The sequence below is a fragment of the Rhizobium rhododendri genome (assembly GCF_007000325.2).
Classification (GTDB): Bacteria; Pseudomonadota; Alphaproteobacteria; order Rhizobiales; family Rhizobiaceae; genus Rhizobium; species Rhizobium rhododendri.
The window spans coordinates 1436855-1458219 of sequence record NZ_CP117267.1; the positions used below are offsets into that span (position 1 = coordinate 1436855).

Annotated in this window: 19 protein-coding genes; 8 read left to right on the top strand and 11 right to left on the bottom strand. The window is 60.9% G+C overall.

What is annotated here, in order from left to right; genetic code table 11:
• Positions 1–19 precede the first annotated feature (19 nt).
• Positions 20–382 carry a glycine cleavage system protein GcvH gene (gcvH, locus tag PR018_RS07145; RefSeq protein ID WP_142822779.1) on the top strand — a complete coding sequence of 121 codons (363 nt, stop codon included), beginning with the start codon at positions 20–22 and terminating at the stop codon, positions 380–382.
• Positions 382–3246, top strand: coding sequence for an aminomethyl-transferring glycine dehydrogenase (gene gcvP, locus PR018_RS07150; RefSeq protein ID WP_142829148.1), 2865 nt, complete (start codon positions 382–384; stop codon positions 3244–3246). The genes gcvH and gcvP overlap by 1 nt, the downstream gene beginning before the upstream one ends.
• Before the next feature lie 36 nt (positions 3247–3282).
• Here gcvP and PR018_RS07155 read toward each other — a convergent pair whose 3' ends face one another.
• Together PR018_RS07155 and sufA are read right to left on the bottom strand one after the other, a co-directional pair.
• A complete protein-coding gene (locus PR018_RS07155; RefSeq protein WP_142822782.1) occupies positions 3283–3906 on the bottom strand; it encodes a LysE family translocator in 624 nt (207 codons plus the stop codon).
• 95 nt (positions 3907–4001) lie between these two features.
• Complete coding sequence (sufA, locus tag PR018_RS07160; RefSeq protein WP_142822784.1) at positions 4002–4394, bottom strand: Fe-S cluster assembly scaffold SufA; 393 nt, start codon at positions 4392–4394, stop codon at positions 4002–4004.
• A gap of 190 nt (positions 4395–4584) precedes the next feature.
• Here sufA and PR018_RS07165 point away from each other — a divergent pair, with 190 nt between their 5' ends.
• Both PR018_RS07165 and PR018_RS07170 read left to right on the top strand, forming a co-directional pair.
• Positions 4585–4890, top strand: coding sequence for a type II toxin-antitoxin system RelE/ParE family toxin (locus tag PR018_RS07165; protein WP_142822785.1), 306 nt, complete (start codon positions 4585–4587; stop codon positions 4888–4890).
• Positions 4887–5189: an addiction module antidote protein gene (locus PR018_RS07170; RefSeq protein ID WP_142822787.1), complete on the top strand. Its 303-nt coding sequence runs from the start codon at positions 4887–4889 to the stop codon at positions 5187–5189. Before PR018_RS07165 ends, PR018_RS07170 begins: the two co-directional genes overlap by 4 nt.
• Here PR018_RS07170 and PR018_RS07175 read toward each other — a convergent pair whose 3' ends face one another.
• From PR018_RS07175 to PR018_RS07200, 6 genes are all read right to left on the bottom strand, one after another.
• On the bottom strand, positions 5190–5570 hold the full coding sequence (locus PR018_RS07175) for an SUF system Fe-S cluster assembly protein (RefSeq protein ID WP_142822788.1): 381 nt from the start codon (positions 5568–5570) through the stop codon (positions 5190–5192).
• A gap of 114 nt (positions 5571–5684) precedes the next feature.
• Positions 5685–6926 carry a cysteine desulfurase gene (locus tag PR018_RS07180; RefSeq protein WP_142822791.1) on the bottom strand — a complete coding sequence of 414 codons (1242 nt, stop codon included), beginning with the start codon at positions 6924–6926 and terminating at the stop codon, positions 5685–5687.
• 12 nt (positions 6927–6938) lie between these two features.
• Positions 6939–8213: a Fe-S cluster assembly protein SufD gene (gene sufD / locus PR018_RS07185; protein WP_142822793.1), complete on the bottom strand. Its 1275-nt coding sequence runs from the start codon at positions 8211–8213 to the stop codon at positions 6939–6941.
• A 22-nt stretch (positions 8214–8235) separates the two neighbouring features.
• Positions 8236–8991 carry a Fe-S cluster assembly ATPase SufC gene (sufC, locus tag PR018_RS07190; RefSeq protein WP_142822795.1) on the bottom strand — a complete coding sequence of 252 codons (756 nt, stop codon included), beginning with the start codon at positions 8989–8991 and terminating at the stop codon, positions 8236–8238.
• A gap of 281 nt (positions 8992–9272) precedes the next feature.
• Positions 9273–10742 (bottom strand): Fe-S cluster assembly protein SufB, encoded by a 1470-nt coding sequence (sufB, locus tag PR018_RS07195; RefSeq protein WP_142822796.1) that lies wholly within the window; start codon positions 10740–10742, stop codon positions 9273–9275.
• A gap of 148 nt (positions 10743–10890) precedes the next feature.
• A complete protein-coding gene (locus tag PR018_RS07200; RefSeq protein WP_142822798.1) occupies positions 10891–12057 on the bottom strand; it encodes a cysteine desulfurase family protein in 1167 nt (388 codons plus the stop codon).
• Positions 12058–12277: 220 nt separating this feature from the next.
• Here PR018_RS07200 and PR018_RS07205 point away from each other — a divergent pair, with 220 nt between their 5' ends.
• Positions 12278–12955 carry an alpha/beta hydrolase gene (locus PR018_RS07205; protein WP_111221903.1) on the top strand — a complete coding sequence of 226 codons (678 nt, stop codon included), beginning with the start codon at positions 12278–12280 and terminating at the stop codon, positions 12953–12955.
• An 87-nt stretch (positions 12956–13042) separates the two neighbouring features.
• On the opposite strand, the gene PR018_RS07210 is transcribed toward PR018_RS07205, so the two are convergent.
• Positions 13043–13720, bottom strand: coding sequence for a hypothetical protein (locus PR018_RS07210; protein ID WP_142822800.1), 678 nt, complete (start codon positions 13718–13720; stop codon positions 13043–13045).
• 171 nt (positions 13721–13891) lie between these two features.
• Positions 13892–15016, bottom strand: a complete 1125-nt coding sequence (locus tag PR018_RS07215) for an anhydro-N-acetylmuramic acid kinase (protein ID WP_142822801.1) — start codon at positions 15014–15016, stop codon at positions 13892–13894.
• A gap of 162 nt (positions 15017–15178) precedes the next feature.
• Between PR018_RS07215 and tyrS the strand changes: the two genes are divergently transcribed.
• On the top strand, positions 15179–16435 hold the full coding sequence (gene tyrS / locus PR018_RS07220; protein ID WP_142822803.1) for a tyrosine--tRNA ligase: 1257 nt from the start codon (positions 15179–15181) through the stop codon (positions 16433–16435).
• Between the two features lie 54 nt (positions 16436–16489).
• Here tyrS and PR018_RS07225 read toward each other — a convergent pair whose 3' ends face one another.
• Positions 16490–19921, bottom strand: coding sequence for an AsmA-like C-terminal region-containing protein (locus PR018_RS07225; protein WP_162854762.1), 3432 nt, complete (start codon positions 19919–19921; stop codon positions 16490–16492).
• A 104-nt stretch (positions 19922–20025) separates the two neighbouring features.
• Here PR018_RS07225 and PR018_RS07230 point away from each other — a divergent pair, with 104 nt between their 5' ends.
• Together PR018_RS07230 and PR018_RS07235 are read left to right on the top strand one after the other, a co-directional pair.
• Complete coding sequence (locus PR018_RS07230) at positions 20026–20493, top strand: peroxiredoxin (RefSeq protein WP_142829150.1); 468 nt, start codon at positions 20026–20028, stop codon at positions 20491–20493.
• Positions 20483–21349 carry a ferritin-like domain-containing protein gene (locus tag PR018_RS07235; RefSeq protein WP_374113723.1) on the top strand — a complete coding sequence of 289 codons (867 nt, stop codon included), beginning with the start codon at positions 20483–20485 and terminating at the stop codon, positions 21347–21349. The genes PR018_RS07230 and PR018_RS07235 overlap by 11 nt, the downstream gene beginning before the upstream one ends.
• Positions 21350–21365 lie beyond the last annotated feature (16 nt).

The window sequence follows — 21365 nt, forward strand, 5'->3', positions numbered from 1 at the left end:
CCCCAGAGAGGATATTTCCATGTTGAAGTTCACCGAAGAGCACGAATGGCTGAGCATCGAAGGCGGCATCGCCACGGTCGGCATTACGACCTACGCCGTCGACCAGCTTGGTGACCTCGTTTTCGTCGAACTGCCGGAGATCGGCGCCACTCTGACGAAGGCAGGCAATGCTGCGACGGTCGAGAGCGTCAAGGCCGCCTCCGACGTCTACTCCCCGCTCGATGGTGAAATCACCGAAGTCAACGAAGCGATCGTAGCAGATCCATCGCTGGTCAACTCCGACCCGATGGGCAAGGGCTGGTTCTTCAAGCTGAAGCTCGCCAATGCCTCCGATGTCGACACGCTGCTGGACGAAGCCGCATACAAGGAGCTCACCGCCTGATGAATACGCCGACCGAGTTTACCTTTACGGACTACCAGCCGTATGATTTCGCCAACCGCCGTCACATCGGTCCTTCGCCCGAGGAAATGGCGGCGATGCTGAAGGTCGTCGGCTACAAGAGCCTCGATGCGCTGATCGACGCCACCGTGCCGCCAGCGATCCGCCAGACGTCGCCGCTCGCCTGGGGGCCAGCGATGACCGAACGCGAGGCGCTCGACAAGCTGCGCGAGACCGCCAACAAGAACAAGCTGCTCGTCTCGCTGATCGGCCAGGGCTACTACGGCACGATCACTCCGCCTGTGATCCAGCGGACCATTTTGGAGAACCCCGCCTGGTACACGGCCTACACGCCTTATCAGCCGGAAATCAGCCAGGGCCGCCTGGAGGCGCTGCTGAACTACCAGACCATGATCACGGATCTGACCGGCCTCGACGTTGCCAACGCCTCGCTTCTGGATGAGGCCACAGCGGCCGCCGAAGCCATGGCGATGGCCGAGCGCGTGTCGAAATCGAAGGCCAAGGCATTCTTCGTCGATGCCGCCTGCCACCCGCAGACAATCGCACTGATCGAGACCCGCGCCGAGCCGCTGGGCTGGCAGGTTATCATCGGCAATCCCTTCACCGATCTCGACCCGGTCGATGTGTTCGGCGCCATCTTCCAGTACCCCGGCACCCATGGCCACATCCACGATTTCACCGGCCTGATCTCCAGATTGCACCAGACCGGTGCGATTGCCGTTGTCGCCGCCGACATCCTGGCCCTGACGCTGCTGAAGTCCCCCGGCGAAATGGGTGCAGATATCGCCATTGGTTCGTCGCAACGGTTCGGCGTACCTGTCGGCTACGGCGGCCCACACGCCGCCTACATGGCGGTCAAGGATGTCCACAAGCGCTCGATGCCCGGCCGGCTGGTCGGCGTCTCGCTCGACGCCCGCGGCAACCGCGCCTACCGCCTGTCGCTGCAGACGCGCGAACAGCATATCCGCCGCGAAAAGGCGACTTCCAACATCTGCACCGCCCAGGTGCTGCTCGCCGTCATGGCCTCGATGTACGCGGTCTTCCACGGTCCCCAGGGCATCAAGGCAATCGCCCAGCAGGTGCACCAGAAGGCCGTGCTGATGGCCAAGGGTCTCGAAAAGCTCGGCTACACCATCGAGCCAGAGACCTTCTTCGACACCATCACCGTCGATGTCGGTCACATGCAGGCGCTGATCCTGCGCGCCGCTGTCGCGGAGGGGGTCAACCTGCGGAAGATCGGCGAAACCCGGATCGGCATGAGCCTCGACGAGCGGACCCGCCCGGCAACGCTGGAAGCCGTCTGGCGTGCCTTCGGCGGCACGTTCGAGCTCGCGGACTTCGCTCCGGAATATCGCCTGCCGAAGGACCTTTTGCGCACCAGCCCCTACCTCACGCATCCGATCTTCCACATGAACCGCGCAGAAAGCGAAATGACCCGCTATATCCGGCGGCTGTCGGACCGGGACCTGGCGCTCGACCGTTCGATGATCCCGCTCGGCTCCTGCACGATGAAGCTGAACGCCACGGCCGAGATGCTGCCGATCAGCTGGCCGGAATTTGCCGATATCCACCCCTTCGTGCCCGACGACCAGGCGCTCGGCTATCGCGCCATGCTCGATGACCTCACCGAAAAGCTCTGCGCCGTCACCGGCTACGACGCCTTCTCGATGCAGCCGAATTCCGGGGCTCAAGGGGAATATGCCGGTCTCCTGACTATCCGCAACTACCACCGTGCCAACGGCGACGATCACCGCGACGTCTGCCTGATCCCCACCTCTGCCCACGGCACCAATCCGGCCTCGGCACAGATGGCCGGCATGAAGGTGGTGATCGTCAAGGTCGGTGACGACGGCGATATCGACATGGACGATTTCCGCACCAAGGCAGAGCAGCATGCGGCAAATCTCTCCTGCTGCATGATCACCTATCCCTCGACCCACGGCGTGTTCGAGGAGACGGTGAAGGAGATCTGCGAACTCGTCCACAAGCACGGTGGCCAGGTCTATCTCGACGGCGCCAACATGAACGCCATGGTCGGCCTGTCCCGACCCGGCGATATCGGTTCCGACGTCAGTCACCTGAACCTGCACAAGACCTTCTGCATCCCGCATGGCGGTGGCGGTCCCGGCATGGGCCCGATCGGCGTCAAGGCGCATCTGGCAGCCTACCTGCCCGGCCACCCGCAGACGGACGGTCGCCCCGGCGCCGTCTCGGCAGCAGCCTTCGGGTCTGCCTCGATCTTGCCGATCTCCTGGAGCTACTGCCTGATGATGGGCGGCGAAGGACTGACGCAGGCAACCAAGGTGGCAATCCTCAACGCCAACTACATCGCGGCCCGGCTGAAGGACGCCTATCCGGTGCTCTACACATCGAAGGCCGGTCGCGTGGCGCATGAGTGCATCATCGACACGCGTCCCTTGGTCGACAGCGCCGGTGTTACCGTCGACGATGTCGCCAAGCGCCTGATCGACTGCGGTTTCCATGCGCCGACAATGAGCTGGCCGGTGGCTGGCACCCTGATGATCGAGCCGACCGAATCGGAAACTAAGGCTGAACTCGACCGCTTCTGTGCAGCCATGCTCGCCGTCCGCGACGAGGCCCGCGCAATCGAGGACGGCCGGATGGACAGGACGAACAACCCGTTGAAAAATGCGCCGCACACGGTCGAAGACCTCGTCGGCGAATGGAATCGCCCCTACTCCCGCGACCAGGCCTGCTATCCGCCTGGCGCCTTCCGCGTGGACAAATACTGGTCACCGGTCAACCGCGTCGATAACGTCTACGGCGACCGCAACCTCATCTGCACATGCCCGCCCGTCGAGGACTACGTCGAAGCGGCAGAGTAAAGACAGAATGGCTCCGGATCGAACCGGGGCCATTTTTCATGCGAAGAACTTGTAGGTCGCAACGCAAAGCGCCAGAGCACCGAAGCCGATCAGCAGGTAGGCCGAGACCCGCCCGACCTTGTCGGCAAACTGGTCCGACAGCCGGTCGCGCGCCAGACGAACCGCGCCGCTGAGGAACAGCCACCAGGCGACCGAGCCCGTAAACGCTCCCCCGACGATAAACGCTGCACTCGCAGCACTGCTCTCATGAGCAAGACCGAAGGCTGCAAAAAGTGCGCCGAAGGAAATGATCGTCGCCGGATTGGAAATGGTCAGGAAGAATGTCGCGACGGTCGTTCGAAAAAGATCGGCGGCGCCGATATCCGCAGCCGCGATGGGGTCGCGGCCGAGGCTCTTGTAGCCGAGCCAGATCAGCAGCAGCCCGCCACAGAATGCCAGCGGCAAAGCGATCTTCGCGAGCACGTCAGCAAATATAGCCAGCCCGCCAACGGCAACCAGGGCGTAGCTCGCATCGCCGAGCGCCGTCCCGAGACCCAGTGCAGCGCCGGCCCAGAAACCGCGTTCCAGCGTGCGGTTGATGCACAAGGTACCAATCGGCCCCGGTGGCGCGGTGATGATGATCCCGAGCAGCGCGCCCTTCAGAAACAGTATCAGCCACATGCTACATCACCGGTCCTGCCGGCAGCAGCGAACGGAGCACGAAAAGCAAAGGCCGCCCGAGACGGCGGCCTTTGTCCAACGGCGGCGATAAGAGATCAAATGGCTGCAACAGACGCCTCGCGCTGGGAGGCGAGCGCTGCGAGATCCGCAGGCTTGAGTTCGACCGATTCGCCACAGCCGCAGGCGGAGGTCTGGTTGGGATTGGTAAAGGTGAAGCCGGAGCGCAGCGTCGTCGTTTCGAAACCCATCTCGGTTCCGAGCAGGTAAAGTACAGCGGACGGCTCGATCCAGACCTTGGCCCCGTCGCGCTCGATCAGATCGTCCTTGGGATTGGCTTCGGTCACCATGTCGATGGTGTATTCCATCCCGGCGCAGCCACCCTTCTTGATGCCGACGCGAACGCCCTTGGCATCCGGCCCGGAATTCCCGACGATCGCCTTGACGCGATCTGCCGCGCTTTCGGTCATGGTCATAACTGCAAAGCCCATCGGCCTAGTCTCCTGTGGCAACCGGGTTCAAGGCCCGGTGCTTCGTCGCATCAATTTAAGCCGAGCGGCTTAAGGCTTCAATAGCAATCTCGATACAATCGGCAGCCGCACACGAGGCGGCCAGTAATTCGTTGCGCCCAGCCCTGAACTCTGTAACTGTACAATATGCACTCTATGGAGTACATTTCCTGTGTTCGTTATCCAGCGCACCGAAATCTTCCAGCAGTGGATTATGCGACTGAAGGATCGTAGCGCCGCCGCTCGCATTGCATCGCGCATTTTGCGCGCGGAAGACGGTAACCTGCGTGACGTCAAACCTGTCGGAGATGGCGTCGAGGAAATGCGTATCGACTACGGGCCGGGCTACAGGATCTATTTCCTCAGACGGCGCTCGGTGTTTGTCGTTCTTCTCGTCGGCGGCGACAAGAGCACGCAGCGAAGAGACATCATCGAAGCAAAGCGCCTTTGTGCCGAATGGAAGGAGCGGAACCAATGACCTCAGACACCAGACTTTTCGACGCTTCCGAGGTTCTCGACAGCGAGAGTGCAATCGATGAATTTCTCGCTGCGGCATTCGAAACCGAGGACCCGGCATTTATCGCCAAAAGTCTTGGGGTGATTGCCAAAACCCGAAACATGAGCGCGATCGCCCGAGATGTTGGAATGAGCCGTGCTGCCCTCTACAAATCGTTGAGCGGCAAAGGCAATCCGGAATTTGCGACCATTATAAAGGTTATGAAGGCACTTGGCCTCGGCCTGGCTCCTGTCTCTCGGTCTAACCAGGGCGCTGCCTGATCAGTACCAGCCGACGGAAACCTGCGCTTCTTCCGACATCCGGGCCGGCGTCCATGGCGGGTCGAAGGTCATACCGACCTCGACGCCGGAAATGCCTTCCACCGCACCCACGGCGTTCTCGACCCAGCCGGGCATTTCGCCGGCAACCGGGCAGCCGGGAGCGGTTAGAGTCATCATGATCTTCACCATCCGGTCGTCCTCGATGTCGATCTTGTAGATCAGGCCGAGTTCGAAGATATCAGCCGGGATTTCCGGATCGTAAACCGTCTTCAGGGCCGCAATAACATCATCGCTCAGGCGCGCCAGCTCGTCGGCCGGAATGCTGGAGTGGACGATGCCTTCGCGCACGTCGGTCGTCTGTTCGCTGTTATCCAGGTTCATCTCGGGCACTCCTTAGAGCAGTTCCGGCAAATGTACGTAGCGGCTTTACATCCGGAAATGCGTAAAAACAGAGAGATAGAGCACTTCTGTGTATAGATGAACGGCAGAAATGCTCTAGGCAAAGAATTTTCGTGCATGATCGAGCGCATCGGCAAGTGCGTCGACTTCTGCGCGGGTATTGTACATGCCGAACGATGCACGGCATGTGGAGGTGACGCCAAAACGTTTCAAGAGCGGCTGGGCACAATGGGTCCCTGCCCTGACGGCGACGCCCTGTCGGTCGATCACCATCGATACGTCGTGAGCATGGATGCCGGCCAGTTCGAACGAGAAGATAGCTCCCTTGCCGGGCGCGTTGCCGAAGATGCGCAGCGAATTGATGGCGCGCAGGCGTTCGGATGCATAGGCGGTCAGATCGGCCTCATGGCGGGCAATGGCTTCGCGTCCGATGCTGTCCATGTAATCAAGCGCGTAGCCGAGCCCGATTGCCTGGACGATCGGCGGGGTGCCTGCCTCGAAACGGTGGGGCGGGTCGTTATAGGTCACCGCCTCCTCGCCGACGTCGACGATCATCTCGCCGCCACCCTGGAAAGGCCGCATCTCGCGCAGGCGCGACTGCTTGCCGTAAAGCACGCCGATACCGGAGGGGCCGTAGAGCTTGTGACCGGTCACCACGTACCAGTCACAATCCATATCCTGCACGTCGACCGGCAGATGCACCGCACCCTGGCTGCCGTCGACAATCACAGGGATGCCGCGCGCGTGTGCAATCCGGCAGATTTCCTTGACCGGCAGGACAGTACCGAGTGCGTTCGACATATGGGTGACGGCGACAAACTTGGTGCGCTCGGTCAGGCTTTTCTCGAAATCCTCGATATGAAACGCACCCTCGTCGTCTACCGGCACCCAGACCAGCTTGGCGCCCTGCCGCTCGCGGATGAAGTGCCACGGCACGATGTTCGAGTGATGCTCCAGGATCGTCAGCACGATCTCGTCGCCTTCACCGATATGCGGCATTCCCCAGCCATAGGCGACAGTGTTGATCGCCTCGGTGGCATTTTTGGTGAAGACGATATCGTCGATACCGGGGGCATTCAGAAACCGTCGCACTTTTTCACGCGACGCCTCGTAGGCCTCCGTAGCGGCATTCGAGAGGTAGTGGAGCCCGCGATGGACGTTGGCATATTCGTTGGAATAGGCATTCGAAATGGCATCGATCACCACCTGCGGTTTTTGCGCCGAGGCACCGTTGTCGAGATAGACGAGCGGCTTGCCGTAGACCTCTTTCGACAGGATCGGAAAATCCCGTCTGATGGCCTCGACGTCATAAGTGGTGGCAGTGGTGATCTTGTCCATCATAGGATCCAATCAGGCGTGCTTTTCGAGCCAGGTCGAGATGATGCCCTTCAGCGCCCCGACCAGGGCTTCGTTTTCAAGTTCCTCGACCACCTCGATGACGAAGGCGCTGACGAGCATCGCCCGTGCCTTGCTGGCGGGAATACCGCGGGCCATCAGGTAGTAGAGATGGGTGTCGTTGATATCGATGACGGTCGCGCCGTGGCCGCACTGAACGTCGTCGGCAAAGATCTCCAGCTCCGGTTTTGCCGAGAAATCACCATCGTCCGACAGCAAAAGCGTGTTGCACGACATCTTGGCATCGGTCTTCTGGGCATCAAGAGCAACACGGATCATGCCCTGGAAGACGCCGCGAGCCCTGTCGAAAACAACGTTGCGGATGATTTCCTTAGACGTCGTATTCGGCACGTTATGGCCGAGCGTCATGGTGACGTCCGTATGGGTCTCTCCGCCGAGGAGGTTGACGCCGCGCAGCTGCAGGTCCGCACCCTCGCCTGTGACAGCGATGTGCAGCTCCTGGCGCACAAGCTTGCCGCCGGCATTGACGACGAACAGCGTGAGCTTTGCGTCCTTGCCGAGATCAATGCGGATTTGGCCAAGATGGGTATCTTCCGTGCCCTGCTCCTGCAGGATGACCCAGGTAACCTCGGCGCCTTCGCCGATGCGGACTTCGCTGACGGCCGAGACAAGCGCAGCATCTGCGGTCACCGCACGGTGACGTTCGATCAATGTGACACTGGAGCGGGCACCGAATGTCACCGGCAGGCGGCTGTGCATCTGTCCACCGGCATGGATAAACTGGATTTCAAGCGGCGACTCGAGTTTCGTATCCGCCGCAATGTCAACGACATAGCCGTCGCGCACAAAACTGCCGTTGATACGGCCGATGGCATCGTCCCTATCGAGCGCATCGAGACCAGCGGTCGCACTGCCGTCGATCAGACTATCGGCATAGGACTGCACGGTCACGCCGGCAGGCGCCGAGAGGGTGCCGCTCAGACCTTGGGAGACAGTCAGCACCGCCGAACCAGGCACAAGCGGTTCTAGCTCCTCGACGCGGCCGGACGTCGCTGCCTCCGGTACCGAGCGCAAGAGGTTTTTCAGATCGGTGTAATGCCACGCCTCGACGCGGCGCGTCGGCAGGCCGGCAGTCTTCAGCTCGTCCAGCAACCGGTCGCGCAGCGCGAAAACGTCGCCATTGCCCGGCAGTTCGCCGAGTTGCGTGTTGTAGGCCTCGATCAGCGCCAATTCGGCTGCCGTCAGGCGGGTCGTCGTCTGCATGTTCATGGACGTCGTCCTTTCCGCCCTATCAGGCTGCAGCGCCAATGATATCGGCGTAGCCATTGGCTTCGAGATCGTGGGCCAGCGTCTTGTCGCCGGTCTTGATGATCTGGCCCTTGTAGAGAACATGGACCGTGTCAGGTACGATGTAATCCAGCAAGCGCTGGTAGTGGGTGATGACGATAGTGGCGCGATCCGGCGACCGCAGCGCGTTGACGCCATCGGCAACGATCTTCAGGGCGTCGATGTCGAGGCCCGAATCCGTCTCGTCGAGGATGCAGAGTTTGGGCTGCAGCAGCGCCATCTGAAGGATCTCGGCGCGCTTCTTCTCGCCGCCGGAAAAGCCGACATTGAGCGGACGCTTCAGCATCGCGGTATCAATTTGAAGCTTGGCTGCAGATTCCTTGACAAGGCGCATGAAATCCGGCGTCTTGAGTTCTTCCTCGCCGCGCGCCTTGCGCTGTTCGTTCATCGCCACCTTGAGGAACTGCATGGTGGCCACGCCCGGGATCTCGACCGGATACTGGAAGGCAAGGAAGATACCCTTCGACGCACGTTCGGCAGCGTCGAGTTCCAGGATACTTTCCCCGTTATAAAGGATCTCGCCCTCGGTGACTTCATAGTCGCTGCGACCGGAGAGGATGTAGGACAGCGTCGACTTGCCGGAGCCGTTCGGACCCATGATGGCAGCGACTTCGCCGGCCTTCACCGTCAGGTTGAGGCCACGAATGATCTCGGTGCCGTCTTCGGCGATGCGGGCGTGGAGGTTTCTGATTTCAAGCATGTCTGTAATCCATCTTCAAAGTTTGCGTTGCGCGCTTTGTAGCGCTGCAGTCAGAATTTACGCACGCTCAGGGTGCCAGGACCTTAAGCAGCAGAACAATCAGCCGGAAGAAAAAGCTGGCCAAAAAAAGCCAAATATCCGCTCCGAGCAATGCGTCGACGACGACCGAGAACCGTCCCATCCGATCCGCAAGGTAACGATACTTGCGGGGTGGGGCCTTGGCTGCAGAGCGGTGGTCGGTGAACGACTGCCCTGGGTTTCCCGGCCGCGTCGCTTTCATATCAACCCACACTGCCCTCAAGCGAAATCGAGATCAGCTTCTGCGCTTCGATCGCAAATTCCATCGGCAGTTCCTGCAGGACTTCCTTGACGAAGCCGTTGACGATCAGGGCGATGGCCTCTTCGGTCGGGATACCGCGCTGCAGGCAGTAGAACAGCTGGTCCTCGGAGATCTTCGAGGTCGTCGCTTCATGCTCGAACTGCGCCGAGGAATTCTTCGCCTCGATATAGGGCACGGTGTGCGCGCCGCAGCGGTCGCCGATCAGAAGCGAGTCGCACTGGGTGAAGTTTCGGGCGTTGGTCGCCTTGCGATGGGCCGAAACCTGGCCACGGTAGGTGTTCTGCGAGACGCCGGCAGCAATGCCCTTGGAGACGATGCGGCTCGACGTGTTCTTGCCGAGATGGATCATCTTGGTGCCGCTGTCGATCTGCTGGTGACCGTTGGAGACCGCAATCGAATAGAACTCGCCACGGCTGTCATCGCCGCGCAGGATGCATGACGGATACTTCCAGGTGATGGCGGAACCTGTCTCGACCTGCGTCCAGGAGATCTTGGAGCGTGCGCCGCGGCAATCGCCGCGCTTGGTGACGAAGTTGTAGATGCCGCCCTTGCCGTCCTTGTCGCCCGGATACCAGTTCTGCACGGTCGAATATTTGATCTGCGCATCGTCCAGCGCCACCAGCTCGACGACAGCCGCATGCAGCTGGTTTTCGTCGCGCTGCGGTGCGGTGCAGCCTTCGAGGTAGGACACATAGGCCCCCTCTTCGGCAATGATCAGCGTCCGCTCGAACTGGCCGGTGCCCTTCTCGTTGATGCGGAAATAGGTCGACAGCTCCATCGGGCAGCGAACGCCCTTCGGAATGAACACGAACGAGCCGTCTGTGAATACCGCCGCGTTGAGCGTCGCATAATAGTTGTCGGTGGTCGGCACAACTGTGCCGAGATACTGCTTGATGAGATCCGGATGCTCGCGAATGGCCTCCGAGATCGACATGAAGATCACGCCGGCCTTCTTTAGCTCTTCCTTGAACGTCGTCACCACCGAGACGCTGTCGAACACAGCATCGACGGCGATCCGCGAAGTCTGGACACCGGCAAGGATTTCCTGCTCGCGCAAAGGGATACCAAGCTTCTCGTAGACCTTCAGCAGCTCAGGATCGACGTCGTCGATAGACTTCGGTCCCGGCGTGCTCTTCGGCGCGGCGTAATAGTAGATGTCATTGAAATCGATCTTCGGATAGTCGACGCGGGCCCATGTCGGCTCCTCCATCGTCAACCAGCGACGATAGGCATCGAGACGCCATTCGAGCATCCATTCCGGTTCCTGCTTCTTGGCAGAAATGAAATGGATAATCTCTTCGGAAAGGCCCTTGGGTGCCTTGTCCATTTCGATGATGGTCTCGAAACCATACTTGTATTGGTCCACATCAATCAGGCGCACCTGATCGATCGTTTCCTGGACGGCAGCCATGTCGTTCTCCAATCTCGCCGGATACAAGGTCCGGCAGCTTGTCAACGGTTTAGCAAATTTGCATTTGCCACTATGTAGGTGGCCAATGGGATTTTTTCACCCCGATTGGCAAGCGTAAACTTGCGTTTCCGCAAAATTCAAAATGCGGTCAAGCCGCAACCCCGGAAAGCCTTCGCCTCCCGGCAATTTTCGCAAACGCTGCGAGCACCCGGTCGATGTCGTCATTTTTCGTGTCGAAACCAAGCGATATACGCAATGCGCCGAGACGTGGATCGCGACCCATCGCCACCAGCACGTGGCTCTCGCCCAGCTTGCCCGCCGAGCAGGCAGAGCCCGCCGAGAGCGCAACGCCCTCGAGATCGAAGGCAATCTGCCCGGTTTCAGCCTTCAGCCCGGGCAGCGTGAAGAATGTCGTGTTCGGCACACGCGGCTGGCCCTCGCCGTGAATGATCACGTCATCAGCCGCATCGCGCATGCCTCCCTCCAGTCGGTCGCGCAATGCCAGAACGGCCGCATTTCGCGACTGGAACTCAGCGGTGGCCGCAGCAGCGGCCGCACCGAAGCCGATCACCGCCAGCGAATTTTCCGTCCCCGACCTGTGACCCTTCTCCTGGCCACCGCCATGGATCAGCGGCTTTGGCATCATGATCTCCCCGCGCGACACGAGCGCCCCGGCGCCCTTGGGACCGCCGATCTTGTGCGAAGAGACGATCATAAAATCCGCGCCGATCTCGTTGATGTCGGTCTTCACCCGACCGACACCCTGGACAGCATCGACGACGAAGATGCCGCCATGGCGGCGCACAATCTCTGCTGCCGCCCGGACCGGCTGAAGGATGCCCGTCTCGTTATTGGCGAGCATGATTGCGACCATCGGCAGGCCTTGTGCCTTGTCATGGCCGGAGAGCATGGTCTCCAGCGCGACGAGATCGACAACGCCATCGAACGTCACCGGAATTTCGCTGACGCGGTCCTTTGCAAACCGCCCGCCTTCGCGCAATGCCGGATGCTCGATAGCCGAGACGTAGAGGTGGCCAACGGCGAGCGGCGTGCGGCCCATGCGAAACTCGGGCGTCAGCACCATGTTGGCTGCCTCGGTGGCGCCGCTGGTGAAAATCACATGCGCCGGGTCAGCACCTGTCAGGACAGCCACGTCGCGTCTGGCGGCCTCGATGGCAGCGCGCGTGGCGCGGCCTTCGCCATGAACAGAGTTGGGGTTGCCGAAAAGATCGAGTCCACGCAGCATCGCCTCCCGCGCCGCCGGATGGAGCGGGGCGGTGGCATTCCAGTCAAGATAGAGGCGTGATGCCGCCATGACCTGCTTTTCCTGCCTCAGCGATGCGGATTACCGGCGCCGGCTCATTTTTCTTGTAATTGCCGGCGGGCTTGCCTTATGACACCTCCACAACGCGTGGAAGATCATGCAGAGTTTCGAATTGTTCTAAACTGCGTTCTAGAAAAGATGAGCGCGTTCGTCAAGTCAACTTGCTGCCTAATGCATCTTGTCAACGCCGAAAATCAGGTACGGAGTATCGATGCCCGAAGTCATTTTCAACGGCCCCGCTGGCCGCCTTGAGGGCCGCTATCAGCCATCCAAGGAAAAAAGCGCACCGATCGCTCTCGTCCTTCATCCGCATCCGCAGTTTGGCGGAACGATGAACAACCAGATCGTCTACCAGCTGTTCTACATGTTCCAGAAGCGCGGTTTCACCACCTTGCGCTTCAATTTCCGCAGCATTGGCCGCAGCCAGGGCGAATTCGACCACGGCGGCGGCGAACTGTCGGATGCAGCCTCGGCGCTCGACTGGGTACAGAGCCTGCACCCCGATTCGAAAAGCTGCTGGATCGCCGGCTATTCCTTCGGTTCGTGGATCGGTATGCAGCTTCTGATGCGCCGCCCGGAAATCGAAGGCTTCATGTCGATTGCGCCGCAGCCGAACACCTATGATTTCTCCTTCCTCGCCCCCTGCCCGTCGTCCGGCCTGATCATAAACGGCGATGCCGACAAGGTAGCCCCGGAGAAGGATGTCAACGTGCTGGTCGACAAGCTGAAGTCGCAGAAGGGCATCCTAATCACCCACAAGGTCGTGCCGGGCGCCAACCACTTCTTCAGTGGCCAGGTCGATACGCTGATGGGCGAATGCGAGGACTACCTCGATCGGCGCCTCAACGGTGAACTGGTGCCGGAACCGGCCGCCAAGCGCATCCGCTGAACTTAGACAGCCGGAATTTTCAGAGCCGCCGAAGCAATTCGGCGGCTTTGTTCGTTTGTCGATGGCGACCGATTGAGCTCCCGGAACCTAGCGACCGATCGTCGGCCACGGGAATGAAAGCACTTCGCGCGTGTAGGTCTCCACCACGACACTGAACGGAACGCCATCCCCACGGGTCAGAAACGCGCGGTGCTGGAGGACAAACTCAGGTATGGAGAGGTCGCCGCTGGTCGAAGGCGGGAGCACACCTCCCATGTCCCAATCGGCTGGCAGCGGTTGCCAGAGCAGTTCGGCTGAAACCGTGTGCCTTTGAAAATGCAGATCCTGCACCGCGCGTCCGAACGCTGTATCAGTCGTTTCCAGAACGTGATTCATGCTCTCCGTCAGACGCGATGGAACGTACCAGTTGTCGGCTTCGGACAGGATATGGTCGCCGCACATCAGCTTGACCCGGCGATACTTGACCGGCTCGGTATCGGTCACGCCCAGGAGTTTGCGGACCCCTGCATCGGCCGGCTTTTCAGCCCCCGGCTCGAGATGCGCGACAACTTTCGGCGTTGGCGCAAGCTTGTGGGTGGCGCACCAGCGATCGAGCGTCAGCGTGGCGCTGTCATGGCTGAGCAGATCTGCGTTCAGCGCGTTGACGATGGCCAGTGCCGTGAGGCGACCGACGGCGGTGTCGGGCGGACCGGGCTGGTCTGCCGATGCCGTGCCGGTGAGCAAAAGGCCAAGGGCCAGGGTGGATAAAGAGAACCGGGTTTTCATATTTATGCCTCGCATATACGCCTTGCCGCGGTGTGATTGCTACAATCCGCGTCAAAACCTTACTACCGCTTGCGCTATGGCAATCCGATGACACACCGATTTCCCGTTTCATTTTCATGTGCTTAGACGCTGAGAAAATGGTGGAGAACTGTCATGCCGCACGCCATGCGATTACCCGTGGCGTACCAGTATACCACCGGTCACCGGGACGCTGACACCCGTGGTTCCCGGATAGGTCAGCGGCAATCCCTCCAGCGAGCGGACCGCGAGATAGGCCCAGGCTTCCGCCTCCATGCTGCCACCATCGAAGCCGGCCGCTTCAGCAGCAACGACGCGGGCGCCTTGCTCTTCCGCCAGTTCGGAAAACTCGGCCATGATTACCGGGTTCAGCCGACCGCCACCGCAGACGACATAGGTTTTCGGCGGCTGCGGCAGATAGCCCGCGAGCTTCAGGATGGACGCAGCAGTGACATGCGCCAGGGTCCGCGCGCCATCGGCAAGCGAGACTTCACCCTTGACCGGCGGCAGGAAGTCGCTGCGGTCGAGAGACCGGCGCATGTTGGCGGAAAAGAACGGGCTGTCGAGATAGCGGCGCACCAGCGGCGGAGACACCGTGCCCCTGGCGGCGGTCTCGCCATTGCGATCGTAGGCCTTGCCGGTATGGGCCTCGATCCACTGGTCGATCAGCATGTTGCCGGGACCGCTGTCGCAGGCGGAAAGCGCGCCATCCTCGGCAACGTAGGTGAGGTTGGAAATACCACCGATGTTGACGAACACCACCGGTACTGCGAGTTCCGGCGGCAGGTTGGCCGACAGCGCCGCATGGTAGATCGGGATCAGCGGCGCGCCTTGTCCGCCCGCTACCATGTCGTTGGCACGCATGTCGTAGACGACATCGATGCCAGTCTCCGCAGCCAGCAGCGGCCCGTCGCCGATCTGCACCGTCAGCCCCTCGTCCGGGCGATGCAGCACGGTCTGGCCGTGAAAGCCTATGACGTCGACGTCGGCGGGCGACAGGCCGTTGCGCATCAGGAAGGATTTGACGGCCGCCGCATGGCAGAGCGTCAGCGCCTGTTCGGCAGCACCGAGATCGCCCGGCCGTTCGCGCCGATCCTGGATTACCTTGGCCGTCTCCAGTGCTTTTTTCCAGCGGCCGCGCAGTTCGTCGTCGTACGGAATATAGAGGCTCGCCCCGCGCTCCACGACGTCTCGTCCGTCGGTGCGCAGCAAGGCGATATCGATCCCGTCCATCGACGTGCCACTCATCAGCCCGATTGCCGTTCTTGTCTTCGTCATGAACCCTCGCAAAACCTGAACCCTCGCAAAACAGCCCGCGCAAAACATTGCCGCCGCAATAGTGCACTTTCGCGAAAACAGTGCTAAACGCGCCGCGACGGTTCAACAACAGCGATTTTGCCCCTTTGCACGCCTAGGGCGGCGCATTCGAGAGACCCTATCATGGCCGAATTCAAATCCGATTTCCTGCACACTCTTCAAGAGCGCGGCTTCATCCACCAGGTTTCAGATGAGGCCGGCCTGGATACGCTGTTCGCCAAGGAAACCGTCACGGCCTATATCGGGTTCGATCCGACAGCCCCAAGCCTGCATGCTGGATCGCTGATCCAGATCATGATGCTGCATTGGCTGCAGGCCACCGGCCATCGCGCAATCTCGCTGATGGGGGGCGGCACCGGCATGGTCGGCGACCCCTCCTTCAAGGAAGAGTCGCGCCAGTTGATGACGGTCGACACCATCGAAGGTAACATCGCCTCGATCAAGCAAGTGTTCTCCAACTACCTCAACTACGGCAACGGCAACAACGATGCCTTGATGATCAACAATGCCGAATGGCTGCGGTCGCTGAACTACCTCGAATTCTTGCGCGATGTCGGCCGGCATTTCTCGGTCAATCGCATGCTCGCCTTCGACAGCGTCAAGACCCGGCTGGAGCGCGAGCAGTCGCTGTCGTTCCTCGAGTTCAACTACATGATCCTGCAGGCCTACGACTTCGTCGAGCTGGCCAAGCGCTACGACTGCCGGCTGCAGATGGGCGGCTCCGATCAATGGGGCAATATCGTCAACGGCATCGATCTCGGTCACCGCATGGGGACACCGCAGCTCTACGCCCTGACCTCGCCGCTGCTGACGACATCGTCGGGCGCAAAGATGGGCAAGTCGGCGAATGGTGCGATCTGGCTCAATGCCGACATGCTGTCGGCCTACGATTTCTGGCAGTACTGGCGCAACACCGAGGATGCCGACGTCGCACGCTTCCTGAAACTCTACACGACCCTGCCGATGGACGAGGTTTCCCGCCTCGCCACACTCGGCGGCGCTGAGCTAAACGACGTCAAGAAGATCCTTGCAACCGAGGTGACCGCCCTTCTGCACGGCCGCGCCGCTGCCGAACAGGCGGCCGAAACGGCGCGCAAAACCTTCGAGGAAGGCGGCATCGCCGAGAACCTGCCATCGATCGACGTGCCCTCGGCAGATCTGGAGGCTGGCATCGGCCTGTTGTCGCTGATCGTACGCGCGGGCCTTGCAACATCCAACGGCGAAGCACGCCGGCATGTCCAGGGTGGCGCTGTACGCATCAATGATCAGCAGGTTACCGACGAGCGCCAGGCGATCGGCACCGGTAACGTGACTGCCGATGGCATCATCAAGCTCTCTCTCGGCAAGAAGAAGCACATGCTGATCCGCCCGCAGGGCTGAGGCACTAAAATCATCGCGATCAGGCCGGCCATCGTGCCGGCCTTTTTGTCTCCGCTAGAATTCGAAAATCTGCCGGAAGATGCCGGGGGCGATGACCGAGAGCGGGTTGATCACCAGGTTGGGCGAATCGAATGGGCCCGTCAGTTTGAAGGTGATGCCGATCAGGCCGCGGTCGGTACCGTTGCCAAGCAGGAAGCCGACGATCGGCACCTCGGCAAACAGCCGGTTCAAGCCGTAGGCGGGCATGAACGTGCCGGTCATGTCGGTGTTGCCCTTGGCATCCTTGATCGTTCCTTGGAACGTCGCCCCCACCTGGTCGCCGCGCACGACGCCGTTCTCGACGGACACCACACCCTTGCGGATGGACAGGTGCGCAAAACCACGCTGGAAATTCTGCGCGCTGGTGTCGATATCGTGCTTGACGGCGGAGTTCAGGCTTTCGCCGTCCCGTCCCGCCGGCGTCGTGACGATGGATTGCAGCTTCTTCTCGTTGACGATGGAAAAACGCCTGATATCGATGGACCCGTCCCAGCTGTCGTCGCCGTCGGCGCGAAGGTTGAGATTGAGCAAGCCGCCTTTCAGGTGGCCGTAGACATCGACGAACCGTGCCACCGAGCCGGCGTCGCTGCTGGTGACATGGAACGTGCCACTCTGCCCGCCCTTTGTCATCTCCGTGACAACAGCCTGCCCGGTCCGGGTGACGCCGGAGAAGTCGGCCTGCGTCGCCTTGCCGTTGTTAAGCGCATAGACAAGGCTGACATTCCTGATCGTCTCGTCGTTGAAGCCGATGATCTTGTCGAGCTTGGCACGGATCGTCGCATCCGTCTTGTCGCTACCGCCGGCGTCGCCCTTGCTCGGCGCCTTCAATCGCGCCAGGATCGGCCTGATATCGGCGGCGTTGCCATCCACCCTCACGTCGTACGCGCCCTTTGTGCGCTTGATCGACAAGGCGAAATCGTCAACCGACGATAGCTTGATGCTCGAGAAGTCGGCGGATGACAATCCGGATTTGCCCACCTGGATGGAGCCGGTAGCCCCGAAGCCATCACCCTTTAGCGTGAAGTTCTTCAACGATGGCTGGTCGGCCGGCCCCGATGCCTCGAACTCGGCATTGGCAGCAATACCGCTTCCCTTCGACCAGCCGATCCAGGGCACGGTGAGCGCTGCCTTGGTCAGGTCGATCTTGATGTCCTGCCGGTTTTCATCGATCCGCGTGACCTTCACCTTCAGCGGCCCGTCGACGAAATCGGAGAGCCCCGGGAGGATGGTCTCCCGCTGCTGATTGGAAAGCGTCACGTCGACAACGCGCTCACGCTTGATGGACGATCCCTTTTCCGTTGGCTCGACCATATCGATTTGCGCCGGGATGCCGTCGATAAGCGCGTCTGCGGCGAGATGCACCTCCTGCGGATCGGCATCGATGGTACCGTCGACATTGGTGATCTTGCGACCGTCGAAGGCCTTCAGGACGTCGACCTTGTGGAGCTGCAGGCTGGCCTTCCAGACTGGTGGCGGCGGGTCCTGATCGTTGATCAGGCCAAGCGTCGCCTCGACATCCGCGTCGATCTTGCCGCTGAAATCCTCGGGCTTGAACTCGGTGCGCTGCAATACGCTCAAGGGTTTGAAGCTCAGCAACTCACCAACCGCGTCGCCATTGCCGGAAAGCGCCAGCTTCATCTTCGCGGTCAGCGGCTTGTCGTAAACCGCAGGAATGGAAAAGGTGCTCGGACCGACTGCGACCTGTCGGCCAGACGGAAAATACGACGTACCCTTGACGATATCGACAGAAATAACCGGACCCTTGAGGTCGAAGTGACCCGTCATGTCGCGGATAGGCGGAATTTCACCGGGCACGTTGAGGCGCGAACCGTTGATATCGAAAGCCAGATGGATCTCGTTTTCGTCCAGCCGCAGATTACCGGTTGCCGCCGCCTGGGCAAGCCGCCCGCCGGGAATGAACAGTGAAATCGTGGCGTTGCTCATGGCCCCGCCGAACAGGTTGCCCTGTACCCAGGTGCGCGCTTTAGGCGACATCCAGAAAGGCCACAGCTGTTTGACGGCAGCGGCCTGCAGCTGCTCCGCCTGGGCGCCGAAGCTGATTTCCGGCGAACCCGGCGCAATGCGCAGCCGCAAGGAACCAAACAGCGATCCCATCGGCGTGGTGATGCCGATGGTGTCGAGTTTCAGCTCCTTGTCGGCCGTCATGTAGCGGCCATTGGCATGGCCATCGAAGCTGAGCGGAGCTTCACCGGCTTCAGAAGTCGCTGCCGTCGCGTTGGCGATCCGGAAATCGACGCCAAAACCCTTGGCAGCGGTCGGATCGACCCGGTCGAGGTCGATAACCGAACCGAAAAACGGCACGACCGTCGATTGGAACGTCGCCAGCGACTTGTTGATCTCGAGCGCCTGGCGATCCGAATTGTAGCTGAGATTGATATCCGCGCCGGAAATCTCCTGCGCATCGCGGTCCATATAGAGCGTGCCGGGCAGCACCTTGATGGCGGCTGTCAGCTTGGGATCGACACCCGATGCGCCACGGGTAGACGACAGCGAGACGTCCGCAAAGCCGGTAATCCCCTGCCGCGGCGTCCCGTTCGAATCGTAAGCCATCGACAGCGGCACCAGATCGAGGTGGCGGATCACGGCCGTCATCGACGACGGCCGATCGGCCTCCTGGGTGGCATTCACATCCAGCGACGCCACTGAGCCGTCGATCGATAGCTGGCCTTTCAAGCGCAGCGTGTTGGGCGTCGGACGTGAAAACGCCAGCTGGTCGATCACCAGCGAAATCGGCGTGCCACCGTCCTGTCTTGCGAGCTTTACGGCAAGGCCGGATATCTCGACGGCATCCGTACCGCCGCGTTCAACGAAATGCTGCAGGAAATCGAGATTGGAGAATGCCGATTCCAGCGCGGTCGGGATGCTGTCTACCCGGAGATTGGCGACATCGATAGGCTCGCTCTGCGGCAGCAGCGCGGTGTCGAGAGCTATACCCTTGGCCCGGACTGTTGCGATTGCGATTCGGCCCTGAACGAGCGCAAACGGATCGAGAACCATGCGCACGGCGCCCATGGTCGAGAGGTGCTTCCCGGTTTCCTGGTCGACGACATTGACGTCGCTCGCCTCGAGCGCGAGTTGCATGTCGGAGGTGAACCGCAGCACCGTCGAGCCGACCTCGGCCTTGTAGCGCGGTCCGATGGCGTTATCGAGGGCAGCCTGGGCCTTGACCGAGAGCGGTTCGTCGAAGATCCCGCTCTCGATGCTGGCGATGACGACACCGGCGATCAGCACGATAAAGATGGCGAAAACGCCGGTTATGCGGGTCGCATGCCAGACATGTCCAAGGCGGCGACGGCGGCGGCGCGGGCTATTGACGATAATCGGATCGTCGACCTGCGAGGACGGCATTTGATCGAGCGGAACCAGATCCTTCTTGCGGAATTTCAACTTTTCGCCCCGGATCAATCCACCGCGTCCTTCTGTCATGCGTTTTTACAGTTGACGGTCCGCAAGAGCGGCGCCAAGCACATTTCACTATATCGGCATAGTCGGTATAGTCATCAAAATCCCGGCAAAAGAAAGGTTTTCCCATGACAGAACTCAGTGTCGGCGCAAATGCGCCCGCTTTCGATCTTCCACGTGACGGGGGCGGAAACGTCTCCCTTGCAGCGTTTCAGGGCAAGCCTGTCGTACTGTTCTTCTACCCTAAGGACGACACGTCGGGATGCACCACCGAATCAGTGGCCTTCACTGGTCTCGCATCGGAATTCGAGAAAGCCGGTGCAGTGGTAATTGGCATGTCGCCGGATTCCGTCAAGAGCCACGACAAGTTCGTAAAGAAACATTCCCTTGGCGTCATCCTCGCTGCCGACGAGGAAAAATCCACGCTGGAAGCCTATGGCGTCTGGAAGGAAAAGAGCATGTACGGCAAGAAATACATGGGCGTCGAGCGCACCACCGTGCTGATTGGTGCAGATGGCCGAATCGTCAGGATCTGGGAGAAGGTCAAGGTGCCCGGTCACGCCGAGGAGGTCCTGGAGGCCGTCCGTGCGCTCTGAGCGCGACGCGGACGCCGTGACAGTCTCCGATGTGCAAGCCGCCGCCATCGTCTCGCTTCGCGGCGGGGCGATCGCGGCCATCGGTGCGTGCGATGTCGAGCGCAAAGCCGAGCTTGCGCAGGAGACCGCCAGACGCTGGTTCGCCCGCGTCCTGTCGCTGCGCTCGCCGCTCGACCCTGTCCTGCCGGATCGCCCGGGACGCCCGGCAAAGCCGGAACTGATCCCGCCGAAGAATATGGAAAAGCGGTCCCTTCACAGTGTAAAGGGCCGCATTGCGCTTCTCCACGCCATCGCTCATATCGAATTGAATGCCGTTGACCTCGCGCTCGACATCGTCGCCCGCTTTGCGACCGAAAAGGTCCCGAACTCGTTTTTCGATGGCTGGATGCAGGTTGCGTTCGAGGAGGCGAAGCATTTCCGGCTGGTGCGTCAGAGATTGCAGCAGCTTGGCGCCGACTACGGCGACCTGCCCGCCCATGACGGCCTGTGGCAGGCAGCCCACGCCACCCGGACCGACCTGACGGCGCGCCTGGCCGTCGTACCGCTCATTCTTGAGGCACGCGGCCTCGACGTGACGCCGGCGCTGCAGACCAAGATGCGCGAAACCGGAGACTTCGAAAGCGCCGCCGTCCTCGATGTCATCTACGAGGATGAAAAGGGCCACGTCGCGGTTGGCGCCAAGTGGTTCAGATTTCTCTGCGCCCGCGAGAAACGCGATCCGGTCGCAACGTTCCAGGCGCTCGTCCGCAGCAATTTCAGGGGTCCTCTGAAGGCGCCCTTCAATGATATTGCACGTGCCGAGGCCGGCTTGACGCCGTCCTTCTACCGCTCGCTGACCTCCACCAACCGCAGTTGATTTTGCAAACGATTTT

Excerpts from the sequence above, each read along its gene's own strand:
- PR018_RS07210 (WP_142822800.1), bottom strand. The coding sequence starts at position 13,720 with ATGAAAACCCGGTTCTCTTTATCCACCCTGGCCCTTGGCCTTTTGCTC.
- sufC (WP_142822795.1), bottom strand. The coding sequence starts at position 8,991 with ATGCTTGAAATCAGAAACCTCCACGCCCGCATCGCCGAAGACGGCACC.
- sufD (WP_142822793.1), bottom strand. The coding sequence starts at position 8,213 with ATGAACATGCAGACGACGACCCGCCTGACGGCAGCCGAATTGGCGCTG.
- PR018_RS07200 (WP_142822798.1), bottom strand. The coding sequence starts at position 12,057 with ATGGCGGCATCACGCCTCTATCTTGACTGGAATGCCACCGCCCCGCTC.
- PR018_RS07155 (WP_142822782.1), bottom strand. The coding sequence starts at position 3,906 with ATGTGGCTGATACTGTTTCTGAAGGGCGCGCTGCTCGGGATCATCATC.
- gcvP (WP_142829148.1), top strand. The coding sequence starts at position 382 with ATGAATACGCCGACCGAGTTTACCTTTACGGACTACCAGCCGTATGAT.
- sufB (WP_142822796.1), bottom strand. The coding sequence starts at position 10,742 with ATGGCTGCCGTCCAGGAAACGATCGATCAGGTGCGCCTGATTGATGTG.
- PR018_RS07230 (WP_142829150.1), top strand. The coding sequence starts at position 20,026 with ATGACAGAACTCAGTGTCGGCGCAAATGCGCCCGCTTTCGATCTTCCA.
- PR018_RS07175 (WP_142822788.1), bottom strand. The coding sequence starts at position 5,570 with ATGAACCTGGATAACAGCGAACAGACGACCGACGTGCGCGAAGGCATC.
- gcvH (WP_142822779.1), top strand. The coding sequence starts at position 20 with ATGTTGAAGTTCACCGAAGAGCACGAATGGCTGAGCATCGAAGGCGGC.
- PR018_RS07180 (WP_142822791.1), bottom strand. The coding sequence starts at position 6,926 with ATGGACAAGATCACCACTGCCACCACTTATGACGTCGAGGCCATCAGA.
- tyrS (WP_142822803.1), top strand. The coding sequence starts at position 15,179 with ATGGCCGAATTCAAATCCGATTTCCTGCACACTCTTCAAGAGCGCGGC.
- PR018_RS07170 (WP_142822787.1), top strand. The coding sequence starts at position 4,887 with ATGACCTCAGACACCAGACTTTTCGACGCTTCCGAGGTTCTCGACAGC.
- PR018_RS07205 (WP_111221903.1), top strand. The coding sequence starts at position 12,278 with ATGCCCGAAGTCATTTTCAACGGCCCCGCTGGCCGCCTTGAGGGCCGC.
- sufA (WP_142822784.1), bottom strand. The coding sequence starts at position 4,394 with ATGGGCTTTGCAGTTATGACCATGACCGAAAGCGCGGCAGATCGCGTC.
- PR018_RS07225 (WP_162854762.1), bottom strand. The coding sequence starts at position 19,921 with ATGACAGAAGGACGCGGTGGATTGATCCGGGGCGAAAAGTTGAAATTC.
- PR018_RS07215 (WP_142822801.1), bottom strand. The coding sequence starts at position 15,016 with ATGACGAAGACAAGAACGGCAATCGGGCTGATGAGTGGCACGTCGATG.